General features: G+C 58.6%; 20 protein-coding genes and 1 pseudogene. 17 read left to right on the top strand and 4 right to left on the bottom strand.

The window, feature by feature from the left end:
- Nucleotides 1-126: 126 nt before the first annotated feature.
- Nucleotides 127-2844, bottom strand: a complete 2718-nt coding sequence (gene secA, locus HPDFL43_RS19300) for a preprotein translocase subunit SecA (protein WP_007199094.1) — start codon at nt 2842-2844, stop codon at nt 127-129.
- Between the two features lie 254 nt (nt 2845-3098).
- Here secA and HPDFL43_RS19295 point away from each other — a divergent pair, with 254 nt between their 5' ends.
- The 5 genes from HPDFL43_RS19295 (at nt 3099) to HPDFL43_RS21785 (ending at nt 6889) form a co-directional block, all read left to right on the top strand.
- The gene (locus HPDFL43_RS19295; protein WP_007199093.1) at nt 3099-3950 is read left to right on the top strand and encodes a peptidylprolyl isomerase; all 852 of its coding nucleotides are present in this window, start codon (nt 3099-3101) and stop codon (nt 3948-3950) included.
- A gap of 47 nt (nt 3951-3997) precedes the next feature.
- Nucleotides 3998-5239, top strand: coding sequence for a bifunctional glutamate N-acetyltransferase/amino-acid acetyltransferase ArgJ (gene argJ, locus HPDFL43_RS19290; protein WP_007199092.1), 1242 nt, complete (start codon nt 3998-4000; stop codon nt 5237-5239).
- Between the two features lie 34 nt (nt 5240-5273).
- Nucleotides 5274-6032 carry a GNAT family N-acetyltransferase gene (locus HPDFL43_RS19285; protein ID WP_007199091.1) on the top strand — a complete coding sequence of 253 codons (759 nt, stop codon included), beginning with the start codon at nt 5274-5276 and terminating at the stop codon, nt 6030-6032.
- 4 nt (nt 6033-6036) lie between these two features.
- Complete coding sequence (locus tag HPDFL43_RS19280) at nt 6037-6444, top strand: (deoxy)nucleoside triphosphate pyrophosphohydrolase (RefSeq protein WP_007199090.1); 408 nt, start codon at nt 6037-6039, stop codon at nt 6442-6444.
- A 121-nt stretch (nt 6445-6565) separates the two neighbouring features.
- Nucleotides 6566-6889 carry a hypothetical protein gene (locus HPDFL43_RS21785; protein ID WP_007199089.1) on the top strand — a complete coding sequence of 108 codons (324 nt, stop codon included), beginning with the start codon at nt 6566-6568 and terminating at the stop codon, nt 6887-6889.
- A 136-nt stretch (nt 6890-7025) separates the two neighbouring features.
- Here the strand turns inward: HPDFL43_RS21785 and HPDFL43_RS19275 are convergent, their stop codons facing one another.
- Complete coding sequence (locus HPDFL43_RS19275; protein ID WP_007199088.1) at nt 7026-7910, bottom strand: methyltransferase domain-containing protein; 885 nt, start codon at nt 7908-7910, stop codon at nt 7026-7028.
- A 62-nt stretch (nt 7911-7972) separates the two neighbouring features.
- Here HPDFL43_RS19275 and HPDFL43_RS22305 point away from each other — a divergent pair.
- The 6 genes and pseudogenes from HPDFL43_RS22305 to HPDFL43_RS19250 form a co-directional block, all read left to right on the top strand.
- Nucleotides 7973-8128 (top strand): annotated as a pseudogene (locus HPDFL43_RS22305) (double zinc ribbon domain-containing protein); the annotation flags it as partial.
- Between the two features lie 72 nt (nt 8129-8200).
- Entirely contained in the window at nt 8201-8764 is a 564-nt protein-coding gene (locus HPDFL43_RS19270; protein ID WP_007199087.1) for a ComF family protein, read from the top strand.
- Nucleotides 8765-8800: 36 nt separating this feature from the next.
- Nucleotides 8801-9061, top strand: coding sequence for a glutaredoxin 3 (grxC, locus tag HPDFL43_RS19265; protein WP_040450559.1), 261 nt, complete (start codon nt 8801-8803; stop codon nt 9059-9061).
- 4 nt (nt 9062-9065) lie between these two features.
- Nucleotides 9066-9923, top strand: a complete 858-nt coding sequence (locus HPDFL43_RS19260; RefSeq protein WP_007199085.1) for a carbon-nitrogen hydrolase family protein — start codon at nt 9066-9068, stop codon at nt 9921-9923.
- Nucleotides 9920-10348 carry a DUF1178 family protein gene (locus HPDFL43_RS19255; protein ID WP_007199084.1) on the top strand — a complete coding sequence of 143 codons (429 nt, stop codon included), beginning with the start codon at nt 9920-9922 and terminating at the stop codon, nt 10346-10348. The genes HPDFL43_RS19260 and HPDFL43_RS19255 overlap by 4 nt, the downstream gene beginning before the upstream one ends.
- 1 nt (nt 10349) lies before the next feature.
- A complete protein-coding gene (locus HPDFL43_RS19250) occupies nt 10350-10934 on the top strand; it encodes a DUF3291 domain-containing protein (protein WP_007199083.1) in 585 nt (194 codons plus the stop codon).
- 41 nt (nt 10935-10975) lie between these two features.
- On the opposite strand, the gene ubiG is transcribed toward HPDFL43_RS19250, so the two are convergent.
- Nucleotides 10976-11728, bottom strand: a complete 753-nt coding sequence (gene ubiG, locus HPDFL43_RS19245; RefSeq protein WP_007199082.1) for a bifunctional 2-polyprenyl-6-hydroxyphenol methylase/3-demethylubiquinol 3-O-methyltransferase UbiG — start codon at nt 11726-11728, stop codon at nt 10976-10978.
- Nucleotides 11729-11945: 217 nt separating this feature from the next.
- Between ubiG and HPDFL43_RS19240 the strand changes: the two genes are divergently transcribed.
- The 6 genes from HPDFL43_RS19240 to clpB all read left to right on the top strand — a co-directional run bounded on the left by HPDFL43_RS19240 (nt 11946) and on the right by clpB (nt 21456).
- Complete coding sequence (locus tag HPDFL43_RS19240; protein ID WP_007199081.1) at nt 11946-13220, top strand: aspartate kinase; 1275 nt, start codon at nt 11946-11948, stop codon at nt 13218-13220.
- 117 nt (nt 13221-13337) lie between these two features.
- Complete coding sequence (gene ptsP, locus HPDFL43_RS19235; protein WP_007199080.1) at nt 13338-15599, top strand: phosphoenolpyruvate--protein phosphotransferase; 2262 nt, start codon at nt 13338-13340, stop codon at nt 15597-15599.
- A gap of 11 nt (nt 15600-15610) precedes the next feature.
- Nucleotides 15611-16696, top strand: a complete 1086-nt coding sequence (gene prfA, locus HPDFL43_RS19230; RefSeq protein WP_007199079.1) for a peptide chain release factor 1 — start codon at nt 15611-15613, stop codon at nt 16694-16696.
- Nucleotides 16680-17564, top strand: a complete 885-nt coding sequence (gene prmC / locus HPDFL43_RS19225; RefSeq protein ID WP_007199078.1) for a peptide chain release factor N(5)-glutamine methyltransferase — start codon at nt 16680-16682, stop codon at nt 17562-17564. The genes prfA and prmC overlap by 17 nt, the downstream gene beginning before the upstream one ends.
- Before the next feature lie 315 nt (nt 17565-17879).
- Nucleotides 17880-18578: a DUF4167 domain-containing protein gene (locus HPDFL43_RS19220; protein WP_007199077.1), complete on the top strand. Its 699-nt coding sequence runs from the start codon at nt 17880-17882 to the stop codon at nt 18576-18578.
- A gap of 253 nt (nt 18579-18831) precedes the next feature.
- The gene (clpB, locus tag HPDFL43_RS19215; protein ID WP_040449361.1) at nt 18832-21456 is read left to right on the top strand and encodes an ATP-dependent chaperone ClpB; all 2625 of its coding nucleotides are present in this window, start codon (nt 18832-18834) and stop codon (nt 21454-21456) included.
- A gap of 84 nt (nt 21457-21540) precedes the next feature.
- On the opposite strand, the gene HPDFL43_RS19210 is transcribed toward clpB, so the two are convergent.
- Complete coding sequence (locus HPDFL43_RS19210; protein ID WP_007199075.1) at nt 21541-23490, bottom strand: M23 family metallopeptidase; 1950 nt, start codon at nt 23488-23490, stop codon at nt 21541-21543.
- Between the last annotated feature and the right edge of the window lie 228 nt (nt 23491-23718).

The following is a 23718-nucleotide window of genomic DNA, read 5'->3' as shown; positions in this document are numbered from 1 at the left end:
TCACATGGGTCAAAATGGAGCGATTTAGACGGAAGCTTGATCGAAAAAAGGGGTCGAAAGACGACCCCTTGTAAGATGTTGCAGGATTGGCGCTCTAGACGCTTCCTGGCGCGGTGAGAACCGTGCTCAAAACGCGCCGTGACAGTGTTTGAACTTCTTGCCTGAACCGCAAGGGCAAGGTTCATTGCGGCCAACCTTTCCCCAGGTGTCAGGATCCTCGGGATTTCGCGCTTCTGGCGCAACAATTCCGGTGGTCTCCTGCTCTGTTGCGGTTTCGAACTCATCTCTGCCGGTATCCGGATCGATGTGGTGACCTTCCATGCCCTCCGGCAAGGTTGGTTCCGGCGCCGCGGCTGCTTCACGCACAATCTCGACGCGCATCAATTGCGCCATCACTGCCTGGCGGAGATTGGCGAGCAATGCCTGGAACAGTTCGAATGCCTCGGACTTGTACTCCTGCAGTGGATCACGCTGTGCGTAGCCCCGGAAACCAACGACGGAACGCAGGTGATCAAGGTTGACCAGATGCTCGCGCCAGAGATGGTCAAGTGTCTGAAGGACAACGGATTTTTCAACATAGGTCATGACTTCCGGACCGAAACGCTCGGCGCGCTCGGCGGCAAGCTTCTCGACGGCTTCTGTGATCCGTGCCCGGATGTCGTCTTCGGCGATGCCCTCTTCCGCAGCCCATTCCTCGATCGGGAGGCTCAGATTGAGGTAGGCCTCGACGCCTTTCTTGAGCTCTGTCACATTCCACTGTTCGGCATAGGCCTTTTCCGGGATGTGCAGATTGACAAGATTGTCGATCACTTCCTGACGCATATCGGCGATGGTTTCGGAAATCGATTCCGCATCCATGAGCTCCTTGCGCTGCTCGAAGACGACCTTGCGCTGGTCGTTCATGACATCATCGAACTTGAGCAGGTTCTTGCGGATGTCGAAGTTCCGCGCCTCAACCTTTTTCTGGGCCCGTTCGAGCGCCTTGTTGATCCACGGGTGAACGATGGCCTCGCCTTCCTTGAGGCCAAGGGACTTGAGCATCCCGTCCATGCGATCCGAACCGAAGATGCGCATCAGATCGTCTTGCAGCGAGAGAAAGAACTTGGACCGCCCCGGATCGCCCTGACGTCCGGATCGACCACGCAGCTGGTTGTCGATGCGGCGGCTCTCGTGGCGTTCGGTGGCAAGAACATAAAGCCCGCCGGCTGCCAGTGCTTCGTCCTTGAGCGCCTGGATCTGAGCCCTGATTTCGGCTTCCTTCGCGTCGCGCTCGGGCCCTTCCGGCATATCGCCGAGTTCCTGGGCGACGCGCATGTCGGCATTGCCGCCGAGCTGGATATCGGTACCACGGCCTGCCATGTTGGTGGCGATTGTGATCGCTCCGGGCACGCCCGCCTGCGAGACGATATAGGCTTCCTGCTCATGATAGCGCGCGTTCAGAACGTTGAAATCAGTAAGCCCTTGCTTACGTAACATGTCTGCGAGAAGTTCGGATTTCTCGATCGAGGTGGTGCCGACCAGCACTGGCTGCTTGCGGGCCCGTGCCTCCTTGATGTCGACGCTGATCGCCTCGTATTTCTCCTCGACGGTGCGGTAGACCTCGTCATCCTCATCGATACGCGCGATGGGGACATTGGTGGGAACTTCAGCGACATCAAGGCCGTAGATATTGCCGAATTCTTCGGCTTCGGTTGCGGCAGTGCCGGTCATGCCGGCAAGCTTCGAATACATCCGGAAGTAATTCTGGAACGTGATCGAGGCCAGAGTCTGGTTCTCGGGCTGGATGCGCACGCCTTCCTTGGCTTCCAACGCCTGGTGCTGGCCTTCCGAGAAGCGGCGTCCCGGCATCATGCGACCGGTAAACTCATCGATAATGACGATCTCGTCATTGCGGACAATGTAATCCTTGTCCTTGGTGAAGAGGCGATGCGCCTTGAGTGCGTTGTTGATGTGGTGGACCACTGCGACATTTTCGACGTCGTAAAGCGATTCGCCCTTGAGCATGTCCGCTTCGGCGAGCATGGCTTCAAGCTTCTCGGTGCCGACTTCGGTAAAGGTTGCCGAACGCTGCTTCTCGTCGATCTCGTAATCGTCGGGCTCAAGCTTCTGAATCAGCGTGTCAATGCTGTTGTAAAGATCCGAGCGGTCATCAAGCGGGCCGGAAATGATGAGCGGCGTGCGTGCCTCATCCACCAGGATCGAATCGACTTCGTCGACGATGGCGTAATTGTGCCCACGCTGAACCATCTGGGCGCGATCATACTTCATGTTGTCGCGCAAATAATCGAAGCCGAGCTCGTTGTTGGTGGCGTAGGTGATGTCGCAGGCATAGGCCTCGCGCCGCTCATCGTCATTCATCCCATGTGTGATGATGCCGGTTGTCATTCCAAGGAAGCCATAGATCTGGCTCATCCATTCCGCATCGCGCCGGGCCAGGTAATCGTTGACGGTGACCACATGCACGCCATCGCCGGACAGGGCATTGAGGTAGACCGGCAGCGTGGCAACCAGCGTCTTGCCTTCGCCGGTCTTCATTTCGGCAATTGAATTTTCGTTCAGGATCATTCCGCCGATCAGCTGAACGTCGAATGGTCTGAGGCCGATGGCACGCTTGGCGGCTTCGCGCACAGTTGCGAAAGCGGGAACCAGGAGATCTTCAAGCTTCGTTCCATTGGCGATCTGCTCTCTGAACTGGACAGTCCGCGCCGCGACCTCGGCATCGCTCAAGGCGCCAAGTTCCGCTTCAAGAGCATTGATGGCCGCAACTTTCGGATTGTAGGCCCGTATTCTCCGGTCGTTGGAGGAGCCGAACAGTTTTCGAGCGATAGCGCCGATCTTGACCATTTCTATGGTCCTTTCTTCTGACTGCACTGGCGGCAGGGCGGGCAACCGGCGCTGGCGTGCTGCCGGTGGAACAGTTGGAAAACGCCGCCTGAACGGGCTTCACCAGGTGAAAGCCGTCTGGACGGACAGATGGCTGACAGATAAGAGGGGGGTTGAACGATGTCAACGGCGGCCAGGAGCCGTCTTAAGGTGGCCAATATTGCCCCGCATGGGGGCAACCACTCACAGAAAGCTTCCCTAAGAAAGGTAACTTCATGCGCCTATCGCAGCTTGCAGCCACACTCCTTTTCACAAGCATCGCCTTCCTGCCGGCTAAGGGCTTCGCGCAAGAGGCAGATGATCCTGTTGTCGCAATGGTTGGTGGCGTTGAAATCCGCACCTCGGAGCTTCAGATGGCTGAAGCCGATCTTGATCCGCAGTTCGAAAGGCTTCCGGCCGAGCAGCGCCGTGTGGCCGCGTTGGCGGCTGTGATCGATATCAAGGCACTGGCGCGAAAGGCTGAAGCCGAGGAGCTGGACCAGACCGAAGAGTTCAAGCGGCTGATGGCATTCCAGCGTGATCGCGCTCTGCACAATGTGTTGTTCAGGTCGGGAGTCGTTGAGTCCATCTCGGATGCCGATGTGAAGGCACGCTACGATCAGGAAGTTGCGGCCACGCAGGCAGAAGAGGAAATCAGTGCCCGCCATATCCTCGTTGAGACGGAAGATGAAGCCAAAGCGCTGATCACCGAGCTTGATGCCGGCAAGGATTTCGCCGAGCTGGCTAAGGAAAAGTCGACCGGTCCGAGCGCGGGCAATGGTGGGGATCTTGGCTATTTCACCAAGGGCCGCATGGTTCCAGAGTTCGAGGCCGCGGCTTTCGCGCTTGAGAAAGGTCAGTATGGCAAGGAGCCGGTCAAGACACAGTTCGGCTGGCATGTGATCAAGGTCGAGGATCGCCGGGACGCAGCGCCCCCGCCATTCGAACAGGTCGCAGACCAGATTCGTCAGGTTCTCCTTCGTGAGCGCTATGGCGAGCTCATTCGCGAGGCCCGCGACAACGTCGATATCGAGGTCCTTGATGAGGGTCTGAAGACCGCATACGAGGCAATCAGCGCGCAGCAGTAAACGCCGGCACGCAATGGAACCGTTCTGTTCATTCTAAGGATCCACCGATGTCTGGCGATATCTCTCCACTTGCGCCAAAACGCTATCCCGAGCTTCCGGCGATTGACGGCGTGCGCATCGAAACTGCTGCGGCCGGGATCAAGTACAAGGGCCGCACGGACCTGATGCTGATGGTTTTTGATCAACCGGCTGCGGTGGCTGGAGTGTTTACGACGTCCAAATGCCCTTCTGCGCCGGTGGATTTCTGCCGGGGCAATCTCGGTGGTGGACGTGCCAGGGCGCTGGTGGTCAATTCGGGTAATGCCAATGCATTTACCGGTCAGAAGGGCCGGGTGGCCACGACCATGACCGCGGAGGCTGCGGCAAAGGCGGTCGGGTGCACCGAAGCCGAGGTGTTCCTTGCTTCAACGGGGGTGATCGGCGAACCGCTTGACGCGACCAAGTTTGCAGGGGTTCTGGACGGGATGGCTCAATCGGCGAGCGGCGCTCGCTGGCTGGATGCAGCTCGCGCCATCATGACCACGGACACCTATCCAAAGGTCGCTACACGCACTGCCAAGATCGATGGCGTAACGGTTACGCTCAACGGTATTGCCAAAGGTGCAGGTATGATCGCGCCGGATATGGCGACAATGCTCTCATTTATCGTCACGGATGCTGATATTGAGCCCGAGGCACTGCAGACGATGCTTGGCCATTATGTCGGTTCAACTTTCAATGCAGTGACAGTGGACAGCGATACATCGACCTCAGATACCTTGCTGGTGTTTGCCACAGGGGCGGCTTCCGGCTCGGGTGCGGGACGAATTGCGGGTGCGGATGATCCGCGGGCCGAAGGTTTTGCGAAGGCACTGTCGGATATGATGGAGGACCTGGCGGTCCAGATTGTGCGGGACGGTGAAGGTGCGCGCAAGCAGGTCGAAATCATCGTCGAGAGTGCCGTGTCGGATGGTTCCGCGGGCCGAATTGCTCGCTCTATTGCCAACTCGCCGCTGGTCAAGACCGCGATTGCAGGTGAAGATGCGAATTGGGGCCGGGTTGTGATGGCCGTCGGCAAGGCGGGAGAGCCCGCGGATCGTGACCGGCTTGCAATCTGGTTTGGCGATGTGCGGGTTGCTGTGGATGGCGAACGGGATCCTGGTTACAGTGAGGCTTCGGCTTCTGAGGTCATGAAGCGCGATGAGATCCTGATCCGGGTGGAGCTGGGTATTGGATCTGGTTCGGCACGGGTTTTTACCTGCGATCTGACCAAAGCCTATGTCGAGATCAATGGTGATTACCGGAGCTGACGGCAGCACGGACACCTTTTAGGCGGAGCATGAAGTGCCCAATCTTGCGATTGTCAGACGGCTTGAAGCTGTTGGTTTCCGGGCGTGGCCGGCGGCCTCGATCCAGTATGATGGCAGCTGGCAGCTGAGGCTTACGGCGGGGCATCCGTCCAAGAGGCTGAATTCGGTCAATCCGCTGGACCCTTCAGACCATGGCGATATCGAAGCCCGTGTCGAGCGGGCTGCAAGACGGTTTGATGCCTATGACCGGCCATTGGTGTTTCGCCAGTCACCCTTGGCGCCAGCGCCACTGGAATCCTATCTCGATGCACATGGCTGGCACAGGTTTGATGAAACGATCGTGATGATCGGGATCATTGATCAACTGGATATAGATGGCGGTATGGATCATCTGCCAGTGCGCGATATCGGCCGCTATGTTGATGCATCGATCACGGTTCATGGCCGCGATCAGTCGCTTAAGGCTGGATTGACTGAGGTTTTGAGTTCGATACGTCCGCCAAATGGGCTGTTCGTCATCGAGGACGAGGCCAACGGGCCGCTTGCAACGGCGCTGTGTGTCCATGACAACGACCTGGCGGGTTTGTTTGAGCTCGCTACCCGGATGGATTCACGCCGCAGCGGCCATGGCAATGAAGTCGTGCGGGCGGCCTTGCGATGGGCCCGGCATAGAGGGGCTGATACCGCCTGGCTTCAGGTGGAGAGCGTCAATGAGGCCGCTGTTTCCCTCTACAGGGGGCTCGGTTTTGGCGAAGTCTACCGTTACGCCTATAGGCAGAAACCAGGATCCTGACTCAATGACAGAAAAACAAATTGTTCTGGTGACAGCCTGTGCGCTGGTTGATGCCGATGGGCGGGTGCTTTTGTCGCAACGCCCCGAGGGCAAGAAACTTGCTGGCCTGTGGGAGTTCCCCGGAGGCAAGGTCGAGGATGGTGAAACACCAGAGTCAGCGCTTATTCGTGAGCTTGCCGAAGAACTTGGGGTCGTCACCAAAGAAGATTGCCTGGCGCCGCTGACCTTCGCAAGTTACGGCTATGACGATTTTCATCTTCTGATGCCATTGTTCATCTGCCGCAGGTTCGAAGGGCCTGCACGTGGTCTTGAAGGCCAGGCTATCAAATGGGTTCGCCCGCGCGATATGCGGCAGTATCCGATGCCCCCTGCCGATGAACCGCTTATACCCCATCTCATTGATCTTATTTGAATTTTCGGACGCATATGGAACCGGAACCGGCAATCGGCAACAGCGTTAATCAATCCTCAATCCACGTGCGTCAAAATCATGTTCGGTTAGGGGTTTCGTTGCGTTCCCCAATGGAGACGTTATGGCCAGTGGTGATTTTTGGGTGACTGTAATGGATAGATCCGGTGCTGAGAATCAGCCCAAACGCATAGGGGCCGTTCGTGTGGCTTTGCTGTTTGGAACAGCAGCGATCGCATTGGCGGCGATTCTTACCCCACTCGCTGCGGAGCGGACTTCCAGCGCTAGGATTGCCTGGTCTCCAAAACAGTTTGACAACATTACCACCGGTTCGATCCCGACCGGTTCAAACAGCCGGGTTTACACCGTGCGAAAGTCCATTTTGCAGGATGCGCCGGGAGCCCTTTGCATCATACTTTCCGATGGCAGTACGTCGGGAGACTGCTGAGCAATGCCCACGAGCAATTGGCTTGCCGCAACTTGCGATTTGGCCGACGGTGGGCTTTGGGGCGTGCAATCTGTACTGCGGCTGGTGCCCGCACCGAAAAATTCAGAGACCATCCGGTAACGCCGGGTCCAATCCTTTATCTGGGAAGCTTTTGTTCCGGTGTCTTCAGGACGTCGGAAAGGCGCTGCTTTGCGGATCCGGGTTTGAGCGGCTTCTGCTGGCTCTCGTGCGGTGCCCAGCCTGACAGGTGAACAATCGGGAAGCTGGCCCGAATGCGGCCATCGGGATCGGAAAACCGCTCGGCGTAAATCTCGGCGGCGCGAAGAAAGACCGATTTGGTCAGCGGCGTCCGGCTTCTTTCGGTGAGCAATGATGTCATCCCCATGGCACGCAGATCGCGTAGCAGCGCGAACATGTCGCTGTAACGGACAACAACCTCCTCAATGTCGGTAACAGGAAGGGCGAAGCCCGCGCGCTGAAGCAGTGCGCCGTAATCGCGGACATCGCCGAAGGGGTGGATCCTGGCGTTGGCACCGCCGGTCAGCTCGCTTTCCGCGGCAAGCAGTGCTTCGCGCAGTTCACCCAGAGTTCCCGCACCCGGTGTTGCAGCCAGCAGCAGACCGTCGGGCTTGAGTGACCGGCGCAACTGCACCAGGACGCCAGGCGTGTCGTTGGTCAGGTGCAGTGCGAGCGGTGAGACCACCAGATCCGCGCTTTGCGGCTCAAGCGGCACCAGATCCGGCGAGGCAAGCCTGGTGGCTTTGGTGTTCTTGCCCGGGACCGGGCAGGTGTCGACGAATCTGAACTCTGCTGTCTTGCCGCTGGCCTGCATCAGATCTGCTGCAAGCGGCAAGCCGCCATGCACCTGTACTGGTGCTTCAAAAAGCCGTTCGACCACCATCAACCTTTCTGCCATGTCTTCGGCGACCCGGCGAATCAGGAAATCAGCGTCCGGTTCAAGCCGCGCCAATGCGCGTTCGCGCCTCTGGCGCAGCAGACTATGGTCGAACAGCTGTTCCATGCTTGGTCCTGGCAGTTTGTCTTTGGCTCGCTTGTTGGCTGGAACAGCGCTAAAGTCAACCGATGGGACTTCGTGCCAAGCTGCATTTAGGGCATATGACCAAGTTGCTGTTCTGCAGCAGCGCTGGACACTTGTTGCAGCTGGTTTATCCGCCGGTCTGTGCTGGCTGTGGCAGAATTGCGGCGGCATCTGCGGCCTTATGTGCCGAATGCTGGGGTACTGTGCGTTTTGTCGAGCGCCCCTTTTGCGACATATCCGGTGCTCCGTTTGACCACGACCGCGGTGAAGGCATGCTTTCACCGGAGGCAATTGCCAATCCGCCACCCTATGCCAAGGCCCGGGCCGCTGTTTTGTATGACGGGGTTGCACGCAAATTGGCTCAGGGCCTCAAATATTCGGACCGTGCGGATCTGGCAAAGATGATGGCGAAGTGGATGGTGCGGGCCGGGCGTGAGATTGTCGATGACAGTGATGTGATCGTAAGTGTTCCGCTGCACCGGCATCGGTTGCTTTCGCGTCGCTACAATCAGTCGGCCGAGCTGGCGCGGGCAATCTCGAAACTGACAGGCAAGCCGTTTGAAGCTGGAGGGCTGCGCCGGATCCGGGCAACCCGCCAGCAGGTCGGGCTGGGTTTGAGGGCACGGCAGGACAATGTGCGGGGCGCATTTGCAGTGCCGCCTTCTCAAATGCCACGGATTTCCGGTTACAAGGTGTTGTTGGTCGATGACGTCCTGACCACCGGCTCCACCGTTGCGGCGGCGACCCGAGCTCTCAATCGCGCGGGTGCAGAGCAGGTCTGTATTCTGACTTTTGCCAGGGTTGCAAGCCCGGGCGCGGAGACCCTATATGCCTGAGAGGGTGCCGATCGCCCGGAACCAATGGAGATCATGATGGCCGACGTGACGCTTTACACCCGACAGTTCTGCGGATTCTGCACCGCTGCCAAACGCCTGTTGGACAGCAAGAACGTGGCTTACACCGAGCATGACGCGACGTTTTCACCCGAGCTGAAGCAGGAAATGATCGGCAAGGCCAATGGCCGAGCGACGTTTCCGCAGATCTTCATAGATGGTCTTCATGTCGGTGGCTGCGACGAGTTGCACGCGCTTGAACATGCGGGCAAGCTTGATCCATTGCTGGAAGGAGCATGATCCGATGAGCGAACTTGTTGTTGCTGCCATTCAGATGCGTTCTGGTGTCCAGCCCGCAGCCAATATAGCGGTGATGGAAGCGCTGGTTCGCAAGGCTGCCGCGCGTGGCGCGCTCTATGTCCAGACACCTGAAATGACCGGTGCGGTTCAGCGCGACAGAAAGGCTCTGCAGCAGATTCTCAAGACGGAGGCTGAGGATGAGGTGCTTGCTGCCGCCTCGTCTATGGCGCGTGAGCTGAAGATTTATCTGCATATCGGTTCGACCGCAGTGGAGGCAGGTGACGGCATGGCCGCAAATCGAGGCGTCGTCTTCGACCCCAATGGTGAAAAGCTGGCTCATTACGACAAGATCCACATGTTCGATGTGGATCTGGACAGCGGTGAAAGCTGGCGCGAAAGTGCTGTCTATCAACCCGGTGAATTTGCCCGGACGGTCGATATTGATGGCGCGCGGCTGGGTATGGGCATTTGCTATGATATCCGGTTTCCGCGCCTGTTTCGGGATCTGGCGCTCGCTGGCGCCGACATCTTGACCGCACCTGCAGCCTTCACCCGGCAAACCGGCGAAGCGCATTGGCATGTGCTGCAGCGTGCCCGCGCAATCGAGAACGGCGCCTTTGTTGTTTCTGCTGCGCAAGGCGGCGTTCATGAGGATGGACGCGAGACCTATGGCCATTCAATTATCGTCGACCCTTGGGGGCGAGTGATCGCGGAAGCCGAAGGTGACGAGCCGGGCTTTATCGCTGCTTCATTGGAGATCGATGAAGTGAAGGCAGCGCGGGGCAAGATCCCCAATCTCAAAAATGCGCGCAGTTATCAGGTTGCCGCCCAGGGAGTGGAGAAGGTGGAACGAGTGGCATGATCAGGTTCAATCTGCATTGCGAGAAGGAACACGAATTCGAGGGATGGTTTTCCTCGAGCGCGGACTACGACCGGCAAAGCGAGAATGGACTGGTTGAGTGCCCGATGTGTGGTTCTCATAAAATCGGCAAGTCTCTGATGGCGCCTGCAGTGGCAGTGTCGCGCGAGGCTGCTGCGTCGCGACCGCTGGCGATGGACCCTGAAAAACGTGAAATGATGCGCAAGCTCAAGGAAATGGTTCAGGCGGTTCGCGCCAACGCCGAAGATGTCGGCGAGCGCTTTCCTGAAGAAGCGCGAAAGATCCACCATGGCGAAACCGAGGCGAGGGGTATTGTCGGCAAGGCCTCGAGCGAAGACGCCAAGGCTCTGATTGATGAAGGCATCGAGATTGCTCCGCTGCCTGAGCTGCCTGAGGATCTGAGCTGAGATGCCAACCTCCGGCCATCGCCTCGCGATGTATAATTTTGGCCTGCATGTGGCGGTCGATACTGCCCCGGAGGTGCAGGGCTTCATGCGGCGTGAGCCGCTGAATTTTGCGGCTGCTGAAAGAGCCGAAGGCTTTGCCGGACGATCCGGATACCGGGGGGTGCCCGGTCCGCGCAGTTGGGGGCCACAGATATTCCCGCGTTTCATCAAGGGCAGCGGCTTTGACAGCGCGCCTTCCTCTCTTTCCATGTGGCATGATATCGAAAGCCTGATGGCCTTCGCCTATGCAGGCGTTCACGCCGAAGCATTGAAGAATGCGCGCAACTGGAACCAGAAGGGTGATTGGCCGCCGCTGGTTCTCTGGTGGCTCGACGCTGGCCAGCGTGCCGATTGGCAACAGGGCGCTGACAAGCTCGAATGGCTGCATGATCATGGCCCAGGTCCCGAGGCCTTCACCTTCAAGCAAGCCTACGATCCGGATGGCGAGCCCTATTCAATTGATCGCCAGCGGGTGAAAGCCCTGGTTGCGGCAAATGCGCCCGGGCAGGCGGATTTGCTGGTGCAGGTCAACGCGATGCCTGTTTGAGGGGTCAACTGCCAGGTTTCACATTCAGGGCAGAAATGCAGTTACGCTGACTTCGGGCGCTCTGCGAGCATCATGTAATTGACGTCCATATCGCGCGACAGGTTCCACTTGTCCTGCAGCGGATTGTAGAAAACTCCGGTGCGGTCGATGATCGTCATGCCCGAGGCGGAAAGAGGGCCCTCGATTTCCTCTGGCCGGACCAGTTTTTCATACTGGTGAGTGCCGCGCGGCAGCCAGCGAAGGACATATTCCGCCCCGACGATTGCCAATGCCATGGCCTTCATGGTCCGGTTTATGGTTGCGACAAACATCAGACCACCGGGCTTGACCATCTCGGCACAGGAATCAAGGAAAAGACCGACATCTGCGACATGTTCCACCACTTCCATGTTGAGGACCACGTCAAACCGTTCGCCACGGGCAGCAAGCTCTTCGGATGTTACGGCTTCGTAGGTAACCGGGAGCCCTGATTGCCTCGCATGGATCGAGGCGACTTCGACATTTGTCTCTGAGGCGTCCGCACCGAGAACTTGCGCGCCCATCCGCGCCATGGGTTCGCAAAGCAATCCTCCGCCACATCCAATGTCGAGCAAGCGCAGCCCTTCAAGTGGCTTGTCGCTCTTCGGGTCGCGGCCGAAGTGACTGGCCACATGATCGCGGATATAGCTCAAGCGAACCGGATTGAACTTGTGCAGCGGGCGGAATTTGCCGTTCGGGTTCCACCATTCCGCGGCAAGCGCCGAAAAACGATCCACCTCGCCTTGATCAATGGTTGTTCGCGCAGCGTCGCTCATAGGAGTCTCCCGAGGTTCAAGCTTGTGAGTTCAACTCGGGCGTCAACGCTCTGTTGTCAAGGGGAGCCGATGCCGCACCGCACATGATGGGGAAGGGACGGATCGTTGATTCGGTTGCAGGCGGGCGGATTATTGGCTAAGAGACCGCCACCTTCCGCTCCGGTGTCCGGGGCGTTTTTCTTGCCCGGGGGACGGGCTTGGCAGCGGATAGTAGATCATGGCCCGCATAGTAATGAAGTTTGGCGGCACCTCGGTTGCCGATCTTGACCGGATCCACAATGTTGCCCGGCATGTCAAACGAGAGGTCGATGCGGGGCACCAGGTGGCCGTGGTGGTCTCGGCGATGGCCGGCAAGACCAACGAGCTGGTGGGTTGGGTGCAATCCATGCCCAAGGTCGCCGGCGCAAATGCTTCATTCTTCGATGCCCGCGAATACGACGCAATTGTCGCCTCGGGTGAGCAAGTAACCAGCGGATTGCTGGCTATTGCGCTGCAGTCGATGGGTGTGGATGCCCGGTCATGGCAGGGCTGGCAGATTCCGGTAAAGACCGATAACGCGCATGGCGCTGCCCGGATTGTCGATATCGACGGCACCGAACTGATCAAGCGTTTTGAGATTGGACAGGTTGCGGTGGTTGCAGGTTTTCAGGGCATTGGGCCGGACAACCGGCTTGCGACCCTGGGGCGCGGTGGATCAGACACAAGTGCGGTGGCGATTGCCGCCGCCGTTAAAGCCGATCGCTGCGACATCTACACCGATGTGGATGGCGTTTACACAACCGATCCGCGGGTTGAGCCAAAGGCGCGGCGGATGAAGAAGATCGCCTTTGAAGAAATGCTCGAGATGGCGTCGCTTGGGGCAAAGGTGCTCCAGGTGCGCTCGGTGGAGCTTGCCATGGTGCACAAGGTTCGTACCTTCGTGCGCTCCAGCTTTGATGATCCGGATGGTCCGGAGATGAGCAATATCGAAAACCCGCCTGGAACTCTCATTTGCGACGAGGAAGAAATTTTGGAACAGGAAGTCGTTACCGGCATTGCCTTTGCCAAGGACGAGGCGCAGATTTCTCTCAGACGGCTTTCGGACCGGCCAGGCGTTTCAGCCGCAATTTTCGGACCGTTGGCTGATGCGCATATCAATGTCGACATGATCGTTCAGAATATCTCCGAGGACGGTTCGCGTACGGACATGACCTTTACCGTACCTTCGGGCGACGCGACGAAAGCGCTCACCGTGCTTGAAGGTCAAAAGGATGTGATCGGCTATGACGCGGTGCAGAGCGAATCAGGTCTGGCCAAGGTCTCCGTTATCGGTATCGGTATGCGCAGCCATGCCGGTGTGGCGGCAACCGCGTTCAAGGCTCTTGCGGAAAAATCTATTAATATCAAGGCTATAACCACGTCCGAGATCAAGATTTCGATTTTGATCGATGGTGCGTACGCCGAACTTGCGGTCAGGACTTTGCATTCCGTCTACGGTCTCGATAAGACTTAGGACAACGGGATCAAGACAAACCGGCAAAGCCGCTCATCAGACCTGCCGGGAGTGTTCCCGGGAAACCGGACGGGAGGCATCCTGCGCCGGGAATGTTAATTGGGAGTATGAAACGCGATGAGAGACCTTTCAGCAGGTCCCCGCGTGCTTCTCAAGCGGCTGCGCGAATTGATGGCGGAGCCGCTCGAGCCGCAAGAACGCCTTGACCAGATTGTCCGCCAGATCGCGGCCAACATGGTTGCAGAGGTGTGCTCTTTTTATGTTCTCCGCGCTGACGGCGCGCTGGAATTGTTCGCCACCGAAGGGCTCAACAAGGACGCGGTTCACCTGGCGCAGCTGAAGATGGGGCAGGGCCTGGTTGGAACGATTGCTGCGAGCGCCCGTTCTCTCAATCTTTCCGACGCACAATCGCATCCGGCTTTTACCTATCTGCCTGAGACGGGCGAAGAGGTTTACAATTCTTTTCTCGGCGTACCGATCCTGAGAGCAGGCCGTTCGCTTGGTGTTCTGGTCGTGCAGAACAAGGCGCAGCGGAAGTACCGGGAGGATGAGGTCGAGGCGCTCGAGACAACCTCGATGGTCCTCGCCGAGATGATCGCCACAGGCGATCTCAAGCAGATCACCCGGCCAGGCATGGAACTGGACCTGACACGGCCTGTGTCGTTTGAAGGGGAAGCCTACAGCGATGGAATCGGGCTGGGCCATGTGGTTCTGCATGAACCGCGGATTGTGGTCACCGAACTTCTCAATGATGATATAGATTCTGAACTCAAACGGCTTGATGACGCTCTGGGTTCCTTGCGGATTTCGATTGATGACATGCTTTCGCGGCGTGACGTGTCTATGGAGGGCGAACACCGCGCGGTGCTTGAAGCCTACAGGATGTTTGCCCACGATCGCGGCTGGGTGCGCAAGCTCGAAGAAGCCATCCGCAACGGCCTGACCTGCGAAGCGGCGGTGGAGAAGGTGCAGAGCGACACGCGGGCCCGCATGATCCACATGACGGACCCGTATCTGCGCGAACGGCTGCACGATTTCGACGATCTGGCCAACCGGTTGCTCAGGCAATTGACCGGTTTTGTGCCTGGCGGTTCCGGCCTGCCTCAGGACGCGATCATCGTTGCCCGAGCCATGGGTGCGGCCGAGCTCCTGGATTATCCGCGCGAGGCGGTTCGCGGGCTGGTGCTCGAAGATGGTGCGGTCACCAGCCATGTGGTGATCGTGGCCCGCGCCATGGGCATTCCTGTGGTGGGGCAGGTGGTCGGGGCACCCTCGCTGGCAGAAAACAGGGACTCAATCATTGTCGATGGCGAGGACGGGACCGTTCATTTGCGGCCGATGGCCGATTTGCAAAGTGCCTATGCTGACAAGGTCCGGTTCCGCGCCAAGCGTCAGGAGCAGTTCCGGGCGCTGCGCACCGTCGAACCGCGCACCCGAGATGGCCAGGATGTGAACCTGCAGATGAATGCGGGGCTGTTGGTGGACCTGCCGCAGCTGGTTGAATCCGGCGCCAGCGGGATCGGGCTTTTCCGAACGGAACTGCAGTTCATGATTGCTTCGACCATGCCCAAGGTGGACGAGCAGGAAAAGCTGTACCGCAATGTTTTGCGTCAGGCGGGGGATCGGCCGGTGACCTTCCGGACGCTTGATATCGGTGGCGACAAGGTGGTGCCCTATTTTCGCTCGGCGGAAGAGGAGAACCCTGCGCTGGGATGGCGTGCGATCCGTCTTTCGCTTGACCGGCCCGGGTTGCTCAGGACCCAGCTGCGCGCGCTGTTGAAAGCTGCCGCCGGTGTCGAGCTCAAGCTGATGCTGCCGATGGTGACTGAAATCAATGAATTGCGTCTGGCCCGTGAGCTGCTGAACAAGGAAGTCCGGCATTTGTCGCGCTTTGGCCACCAGTTGCCCCGCAAGATGCAATTCGGGGCAATGCTGGAAGTGCCCAATCTGTTGTGGCAGCTCGACGAATTGATGGAAGCGGTCGACTTCGTTTCCGTCGGTTCCAACGATCTGTTTCAGTTCATGATGGCGGTGGATCGTGGAAATTCGCGTGTTGCCGACCGCTTCGATCCATTGAGCAGGCCTTTTCTCAGAGCCTTGCGCCAGATTGTCGAGGCTGCAGAACGTGCCGGCACGCCGTTGACACTTTGTGGGGAAATCGCCGGCAAACCGCTCTCCGCCATGGCGCTTCTGGGGATTGGCTTCCGTTCCATCTCGATGGCACCCGCCGCAATCGGTCCAGTGAAATCGATGCTTTTGTCGCTGGATCTTGGTAAGCTCGAAGAAAGTTTGCTGGCAGCGATTTCCGACACGGAAAGCGGCAAGACGGTGCGTGAATTCCTTACCGATTTTGCAGATACCAATGGCGTCAGCCTCTAGGAACAACTGAGATGGCACGACTGCCAACCGAGAAGATCCGCGAACTGGAACGCCGTTTCGGCGAAGTCGAGGCCCGCATGGCTGCAGGCCCGGATCCGGAAGCCTATGTGAAGCTCGCGTCCGAATATTCAGATCTGCAGCCCTTGGTGGACCAGATCCGTGCGCTTGATGCGGCTCTTGCCGAAAGGTCCGATCTTGAGGCGATGTTGCAGGATACCGCCAATGACAAGGAAATGCGTGACCTTGCCGAGAGCGAGCTGCGTTCGACCAAGGTTCGGATCGGTGAACTTGAGGAGCAGATCGAAATCATGCTGCTTCCCAAGGATGCAGCCGATGAGCGCAGTGCAATCCTGGAAATACGTGCCGGCACCGGCGGATCTGAAGCGGCCCTCTTCGCAGGTGATCTGTTCCGCATGTATGAGCGGTATGCATCCTCGCGCAAATGGAAAGTGGAAGTGCTTTCGGCCAGCGAAGGCGAGGCAGGCGGCTACAAGGAGATTATCGCCACGATTTCCGGCAAGGGCGTGTTTGCGCGGCTGAAGTTCGAATCGGGCGTGCACCGGGTGCAAAGGGTTCCTGAGACGGAATCCGGCGGTCGCATTCATACCTCGGCGGCGACGGTTGCGGTTCTGCCCGAGGCCGAGGATATCGATATCGAAGTTCGTAGCGAAGATATCCGGATTGACACGATGCGCGCCTCGGGTGCTGGCGGCCAGCACGTCAATACCACCGACTCGGCGGTTCGCATCACGCATCTTCCCACCGGACTTGTGGTGACCTCCTCAGAAAAATCACAGCACCAGAACCGTGCAAGGGCGATGCAGGTGCTTCGTGCACGGCTCTACGACATGGAACGTCAGCGCGCTGATGATGAGCGGTCGCAATCGCGCCGCAGCCAGGTTGGCTCCGGCGATCGTTCCGAGCGAATCAGAACCTACAACTTCCCTCAGGGCCGGGTGACCGACCATCGGATAAACCTGACTCTGTACAAGCTCGACCGGATGATGATGGGCGAGATCGATGAGGTGGTTGATGCATTGATCTCCGACCATCAGGCCGGACAATTGGCGACACTTGGTGATGATGGCCAGTTTTGATCTTTCCTCCGCGTCAACGGTCAGAGAGGCTCTGATCCTGACGCGGACGGCGTTTCGCGAATCGGAGCTCGAAACAGCGGATCTTGACGCCCGATTGCTGATTTCACGGCTTGCGGATCTTGCCTCACACCAGCTTGCGACAAATGGTGATTTGCCGCTTACCGATGCGGTGAGGGGTAAAATAGAGCGGGCGGCCGGTGAACGGCTTGCTGGCAAACCTGTGCACCGCATTCTCGGGACGCGTGATTTCTATGGTCTTTCACTGAAGCTGTCAGGGGCCACGCTCGAGCCGCGTCCGGACACCGAAACGCTGATCGATGCTGTTTTGCCTTTTGTCCATGACCGTGTGGTGCAGACCGGCTGTTGCGAGATTGTTGATCTGGGAATTGGCGCCGGTGGGATCGGTCTGGCGCTGGTGGCTGAATGCACACAGGCGCGATGCCTGGGCATCGATGTTTCTCTCGAGGCGGTGACAACAGCGCTCACAAATGCTCGGGAGTTGGGGTTGTCCGCGCGATACAGTGCGGTCACTGGTGATTGGTTTCGTGGGGTTGAGCAGCATTTCGACCTTATTGTGTCCAACCCGCCTTACATTCCGACTGCGGATATCGCCTCGCTGTCACGTGAGGTTGTTGCACATGATCCTCTCTTGGCGCTTGATGGCGGCAAGGACGGGCTTGATGCCTACCGGCAGATTGCAGCTCAGTGCAGGACAAGGCTCAAGTCTGGTGGCCAGGTGGCCCTAGAAATTGGTGTTGGGCAGCGCAAATCGGTGACTGAATTGTTTGTCGCCCAAAGGTTCGAGCTGTCGCAGGTGGTGGCTGATCTCGGTGGCGTGGACCGGGTTCTGGTCTTTGCCGGAGGTTAGTCAGATTGCTGTGCTGACAGGTCTTTTAACGGTTTGGGCAAGAAAGGGCTTGGAATTGCACACAAACATGTCTAGTTTCCGGATCAGCGCCGGATAGCAGGTCTTGAAACAGATTCGATCCGACGTGGCTCGGTTCCGGGGACGCAGCGAATTGGTTGCGGTTTCACAGAACAGCCTCTGGCGCGGGTATCTGAATTTGAACCCATAATCGTGACGGGATCGGTTAACGATCCTCTGTCGCGGCGCAACTTGCGAGCCGGATGCCGGACAAACGCGCCAACCAAGTTTTCAGGAACACAACCAGGTGACTATCGAATGAGGCCAGGACAGCAAAACAAGCGCGGTCGCGGACGCAGTGGAAACAACAACAATGGCAACCGCAAAGGCCAAAACCCGCTTTCGCGCACTTATGACAGCTCCGGTCCCGATGTTAAGGTTCGTGGCACAGCACAGCATGTTGCGGAAAAGTACATGAATCTTGCGCGTGACGCGCAGAGTTCCGGTGACCGCGTTATGGCCGAGAATTATCTTCAGCATGCTGAGCATTACAATCGCATCATCATGACTGCCCAGGCGCAGTTGCAAGAGCGTATGCAGCGTGATGACAACCAACCGCAGTCGCGTGATTCGCAAGATCAGGATCAGGACGATGATGACCGCGATTCGTCGGACGACCGCGGCAATGGTGGCCAGGAGCAACGTGCGGAACGTCAGCCGCGGCAGGAACGCGGGAACCGGCGTGATCGCGGCGACCGGCCAGAACGGCAGTCGCGTAAGCCCGATCAGGAAGCGCAGGATCAGCCGACGGCTTATGATCCCGATGCGCCCCAGCCCATAATCGAAGGGGTTCCGGCCGAAGTAGCCATTGGACAGGACGAGCAGAGCGCGCAGGCAGAGACGCCCGCGCCGCGTCGCCGCGGCCGGCCGCGGCGGGTGCGCACTGACGAAGGTGGAGAAGCAACTGCAGCCGACAAGGAAAAGGCTGCCGCCATCGAGGCGGCTGCCGCAGACTGAAAGCGGCGCGCCAGCTTGCCGCCTTGAGACCTTGCCTGTATCGAGGTGGCGGCATCAAATTCAGTCGGAAGAATCAATGACACCCATCAAGAACCGGCCCTGCGTGGCCGGTTTTTTTGTGGTCCCCAAGGCCTTTTTCTAAGCAGAAACAATCCCCATATCTCTTCTATCAGTAGGGCTTGCCGCAATCGGGAGCCTTTCCGGATCCACTGTCGCGCGCCTTGAAAGGGCGGGACAAGTAAAGGAGCAGATCATGAATATTGAGAAATACTCGGAACGAGTTCGCGGGTTTATTCAATCCGCGCAATCCCATGCCTTGGCCGAAGGGCATCAGCAGTTTGTGCCCGAGCACCTGCTTAAGGTGCTCATGGATGATGACCAGGGAATGGCATCCTCGCTGATCGAACGTGCCGGCGGTCGCCCGGCCGATGTCCGCCTGGCCAATGATGCTGCGCTTGCCAAGCTGCCGAAAGTGAGCGGTGGAAACGGCCAGCTCTATCTGTCGCAGCCGATGGCGAAAGTCTTCCAAACGGCGGAGGATGCCGCCAAGAAGGCAGGCGACAGCTTTGTCACGGTAGAGCGGTTGCTGCTGGCCCTGGCGATTGAGTCCTCAGCTGCGACCTCGAAGACCCTGTCCAAGGCCGGTCTGACCGCGCAGGCGCTCAACCAGACGATCAATGAAATTCGCAAGGGCCGGACCGCGGACAGCGCCGGCGCCGAACAGGGTTTTGATGCGCTTAAGAAATACGCCCGCGATCTGACGCAGGCTGCCCGGGACGGCAAGCTCGACCCCGTGATTGGCCGTGATGATGAGATTCGCCGCACGATCCAGGTGCTGTCGCGCCGGACCAAGAACAATCCGGTCCTGATCGGCGAACCCGGAGTTGGCAAGACAGCAATTGCGGAGGGCCTCGCGCTTCGTATCGTCAATGGCGACGTGCCGGAATCGCTCAAGGACAAGGAACTGATGGCGCTCGATATGGGCGCGCTGATTGCCGGCGCAAAGTATCGAGGTGAGTTCGAAGAACGACTCAAGGCCGTGCTGTCGGAAATCCAGGCCAATAATGGCGAGATCATCCTGTTCATCGACGAGATGCACACGTTGGTTGGTGCAGGCAAGGCGGATGGCGCGATGGATGCTTCCAATCTGCTCAAGCCAGCCCTGGCGCGCGGCGAATTGCACTGCGTTGGCGCCACCACGCTTGACGAATACCGAAAGCATGTGGAGCAGGACGCGGCCCTGGCCCGGAGGTTCCAGCCGGTGATGGTGGAAGAGCCTTCGGTCGAGGATACCGTGTCGATCCTTCGTGGACTCAAGGAGAAGTATGAGCAACATCACAAGGTGCGTGTCAGCGACTCGGCCCTCGTCTCCGCGGCAGTGCTGTCCAACCGCTACATCACGGACCGGTTCCTGCCTGACAAGGCGATCGATCTGGTGGATGAATCGGCTGCGCGGCTGAGGATGCAGGTCGATTCCAAGCCGGAAGAACTTGATGAACTCGACCGTCGAATCATGCAGCTCAAGATCGAGCGTGAGGCGCTGAAGAAGGAAGCGGATCAAGCCTCGAAGGACAGGCTTGAACGGCTTGAGCGCGAGCTTTCAGATATTGAGGAGAAATCCGATGCTCTGACGGCGCGCTGGCAGTCTGAGAAGCAGAAGCTAGGGCTTGCCGCCGATATCAAGCTTCAACTGGAAGAGGCGCGCAATGAACTGGCAATTGCCCAGCGCAAGGGTGAATTTCAGCGAGCCGGTGAGCTTGCCTATGGCGAAATCCCCGCCCTTGAACAGCAGCTGGTTGAGGCCGAAGCGCATGGCGAAGCCGATACCGGCATGGTTGAGGAAACCGTCACGCCGGATCACATTGCCCATATTGTCTCGCGTTGGACCGGAATTCCGGTCGACCGGATGCTTGAAGGTGAGCGCGACAAGTTGCTTAGAATGGAAGATGAAATCGGAAAGCGGGTGATTGGCCAGGGTGAGGCGGTTCAGGCTGTCTCCAAGGCGGTCCGCCGCGCGCGCGCAGGTTTGCAGGATCCGAACCGGCCCATGGGCTCATTCATTTTTCTGGGCCCCACCGGCGTCGGCAAGACCGAGCTGACCAAGGCGCTGGCCGAATTTCTCTTCGATGACGAGACGGCACTCATCCGCATGGACATGTCGGAGTATATGGAGAAGCATTCGGTCGCCCGTCTGATCGGCGCGCCTCCGGGCTATGTCGGATATGATGAGGGTGGCGCGCTTACCGAAGCCGTGCGGCGCAGGCCCTATCAGGTGATCCTTTTCGACGAGATCGAAAAGGCGCACCCCGACGTGTTCAACGTCCTGTTGCAGGTTCTCGATGATGGCCGGTTGACAGATGGTCAGGGCCGTACGGTCGATTTCCGCAACACGCTGATCGTGATGACGTCGAACCTTGGGGCCGAATATCTCGTGGCGCTGGGCGAGGACCAGGATGCGGATGCGGCGCGCGATGACGTGATGAATGTTGTGCGCTCCGCCTTCAGACCCGAGTTCTTGAACCGGGTTGACGAGATCATCCTGTTTCACCGGCTGCGCCGGTCTGAAATGGGCGCGATCGTCGATATCCAGCTTGGCCGCCTGGGCAAGTTGCTGGCGGATCGCAAGATCGAAGTGGCGCTTGATGATCCGGCACGCGACTGGTTGGCCGAAAAGGGCTACGATCCCGCCTATGGTGCGCGTCCGCTCAAGCGGGTGGTGCAGAAATATGTGCAGGATCCGCTGGCCGAAAAGCTCTTGATGGGCGAGGTTGGTGACGGCGCAAAGGTCAGCGTGAGCGCCGGGTCGGATCGCTTGCTGTTCTCGGTGACGGACCAGAAAGTTGCGGACGCTGATGGACCGGAGGTTGAGGCTGCCTGAGCTTCAGCGCCTGCTTCCAGGTAAACACAAAAGCAAAGGCGGCTCCCACGGGGCCGCCTTAATGTTCTCCCCAGAAGCTTGGAATCAGCGGCTTGCCACCTCGGTGTCGGTCATATCAACGTCGAGCAGAGCGTTGATCCGGTCGCGTTCCCGGACAAACATTGCAAGGGCATCACCCTCGAGCGATTTGCCGTCCGGAAGCCGGATGCGCAACGGATCGACCTTGGTTCCGTTGACGATCAGCTCGTAATGCAGGTGCGGGCCGGTCGACAGCCCGGTGGACCCGACGGTTCCGATCACCTGGCCCTGGCGAACCCGGGCACCAGGCTTGACGCCCTTGGCAATGCTGTTCTGATGCGAATAGCTCGACACATAGCCGTTGGCGTGTCGGATGATGGTTTGCCGCCCGTAGCCACCCTTGTCCCAGCCGGCCTCCTCCACCACACCATTGCCCGAAGCGATAATCGGCGTGCCGCGCGGCGCCGACCAGTCAACGCCGGTGTGCATGCGGGAGTATTTCAGGATGGGATGCCTGCGCATGCCGAAGCCCGAGCGGAACTTGCCGTTGGGCACCGGATTGCGCAACAGGAACTGGCGCGCACTGCGTCCGTCCTGGTCGTAATAGTCGATGGAATTGTCTTCGGGGTGCTGAAACCGGTAGAGCCGGATCTGGTTGCCGCCGAATTTGGCGTTGACGAACAGCAGCTCCGATTCGTCCGAGGCGGTGCCGGTTTCGTCGGTGACGGAAAAGAAGGCCTCGAGACTGTCTGCCGGCTTCAGCTTGGTCTGGAAATCAACATTGCTGGCCAGCATTCTGATGATCTGAGCCACCATGTCAGCCGACATGCCATAGGCCAGACCGGCGCGATAGATCCCGTCATATATGTTGGGCAGATCCCGGTTGGTTGCGACAGGCGGCGCCGATTCATCAAATGCAGAGCGGATCGCGGGCGTCTCAGGCGGCTCGTTGCCGATGACGAAGCCGCTACGGTCGGAGAGGGCTACAGTGATCTGGTGGCTGGCGTTGCGGTAGAGGCTGATGCGGACCACCCGCGCCCGCTCGCCGGTCTGTTCAACACCCATGCGAACCACGGACATATCGCGAATTTCATCGATCTTGATCTGTTTGCCCAAAGCGGCGATGGCTTCGCCGTAATGGTTCTCTGTGTAGCCCGCGTCCGTGAGGATATCCTCTAAAGATGCCGCTTCTCTCACTGGAATGATGTCGTCGATGTATTCGGTGCGTTGCCCCGGCAGCGCCGAATAGGCCGCAACAGAGACATTTTCCGTGATGACACGTGCATTCAGGCTTGCGCTCAGATCGACATCGAGCGGGTTGGAGCCAAAGCGCCGCGGATCGACATAATTAAGTGATGCCAATTGAACCGATCCGTCAGTAAGGACCGAGCCGTTGGTCCGCACGGTTTCCTCAGCCTCATCGATGCTCATCGAGGCGGCATAGGGCCGTCCAGGGGTTTCGAGCGGGAAATCGAAGGTGCGCAAGCTGATTTCCGAATCGACCTCCGCACCATAAATCACCCCGGTCCTCACGCTGGTGGCAACTTCGGCTTCTCCGGCCGAGAAAATCTTCAGAGGATCAAATCGGGGATAGGATTTGTTGGCTGCTGCGGGATGGTTTGCCGCAAGCGCAATCTTGACGTGGGCGAAAGGGCGGCGCCGGACAACGTCGCGGTCACCATCGCGAACCATTGTAGAAACTTCCATGATTTCCCGGTCGGCGGGTTTTGCGGTGACAACCGACTGGATCAGCCGGGAACCCTTCTCGACCGCGGCGGTGCCTGGGGATTCGAAATCTGTGGAAGCCAGCGCCTCGGCGGGTATTGCCAACTGCTCGCGCCCCTCGAGCGCTCCAAAAAGCGCAACCCCCATGAGAAGGCTTGAGGTGATGCCGGTCATGAAGGTGCCCGAAAGCCACCGCAACGAAATCTCGCGCTTGTCCGGCGGCTTGCGCCCGGCAGCCAGCAGTGGCGGTTGATCGCCCATCTGCCTTGCAAGAAACTCGTCGTTTGGCATTTTTATCCTTACAAATGCGCGTTGCCACGCAGGCCCTGTTGTCTTTTCACAGCAAGGAATTGCCTTGCCGCGCTGTTCAAGTCAAATCGCCATGTTCCCGGAGACCAACCGGCACCCGATTGCAGGCCAAAAACACCGGCTTGCACAACACCAAACTGTCTAGCGCGAAATCAGGCGTTGGTAAGGCAAAATCATGCTATAATCTACCATGCAACCTCGATTGGTCTC

It is taken from the genome of Hoeflea phototrophica DFL-43, from assembly GCF_000154705.2.
In the GTDB taxonomy this organism is placed as follows: domain Bacteria; phylum Pseudomonadota; class Alphaproteobacteria; order Rhizobiales; family Rhizobiaceae; genus Hoeflea; species Hoeflea phototrophica.
The sequence above is the reverse complement of the archived record's forward strand: the minus strand, read 5'-3'. Positions and strand labels throughout refer to the sequence as shown.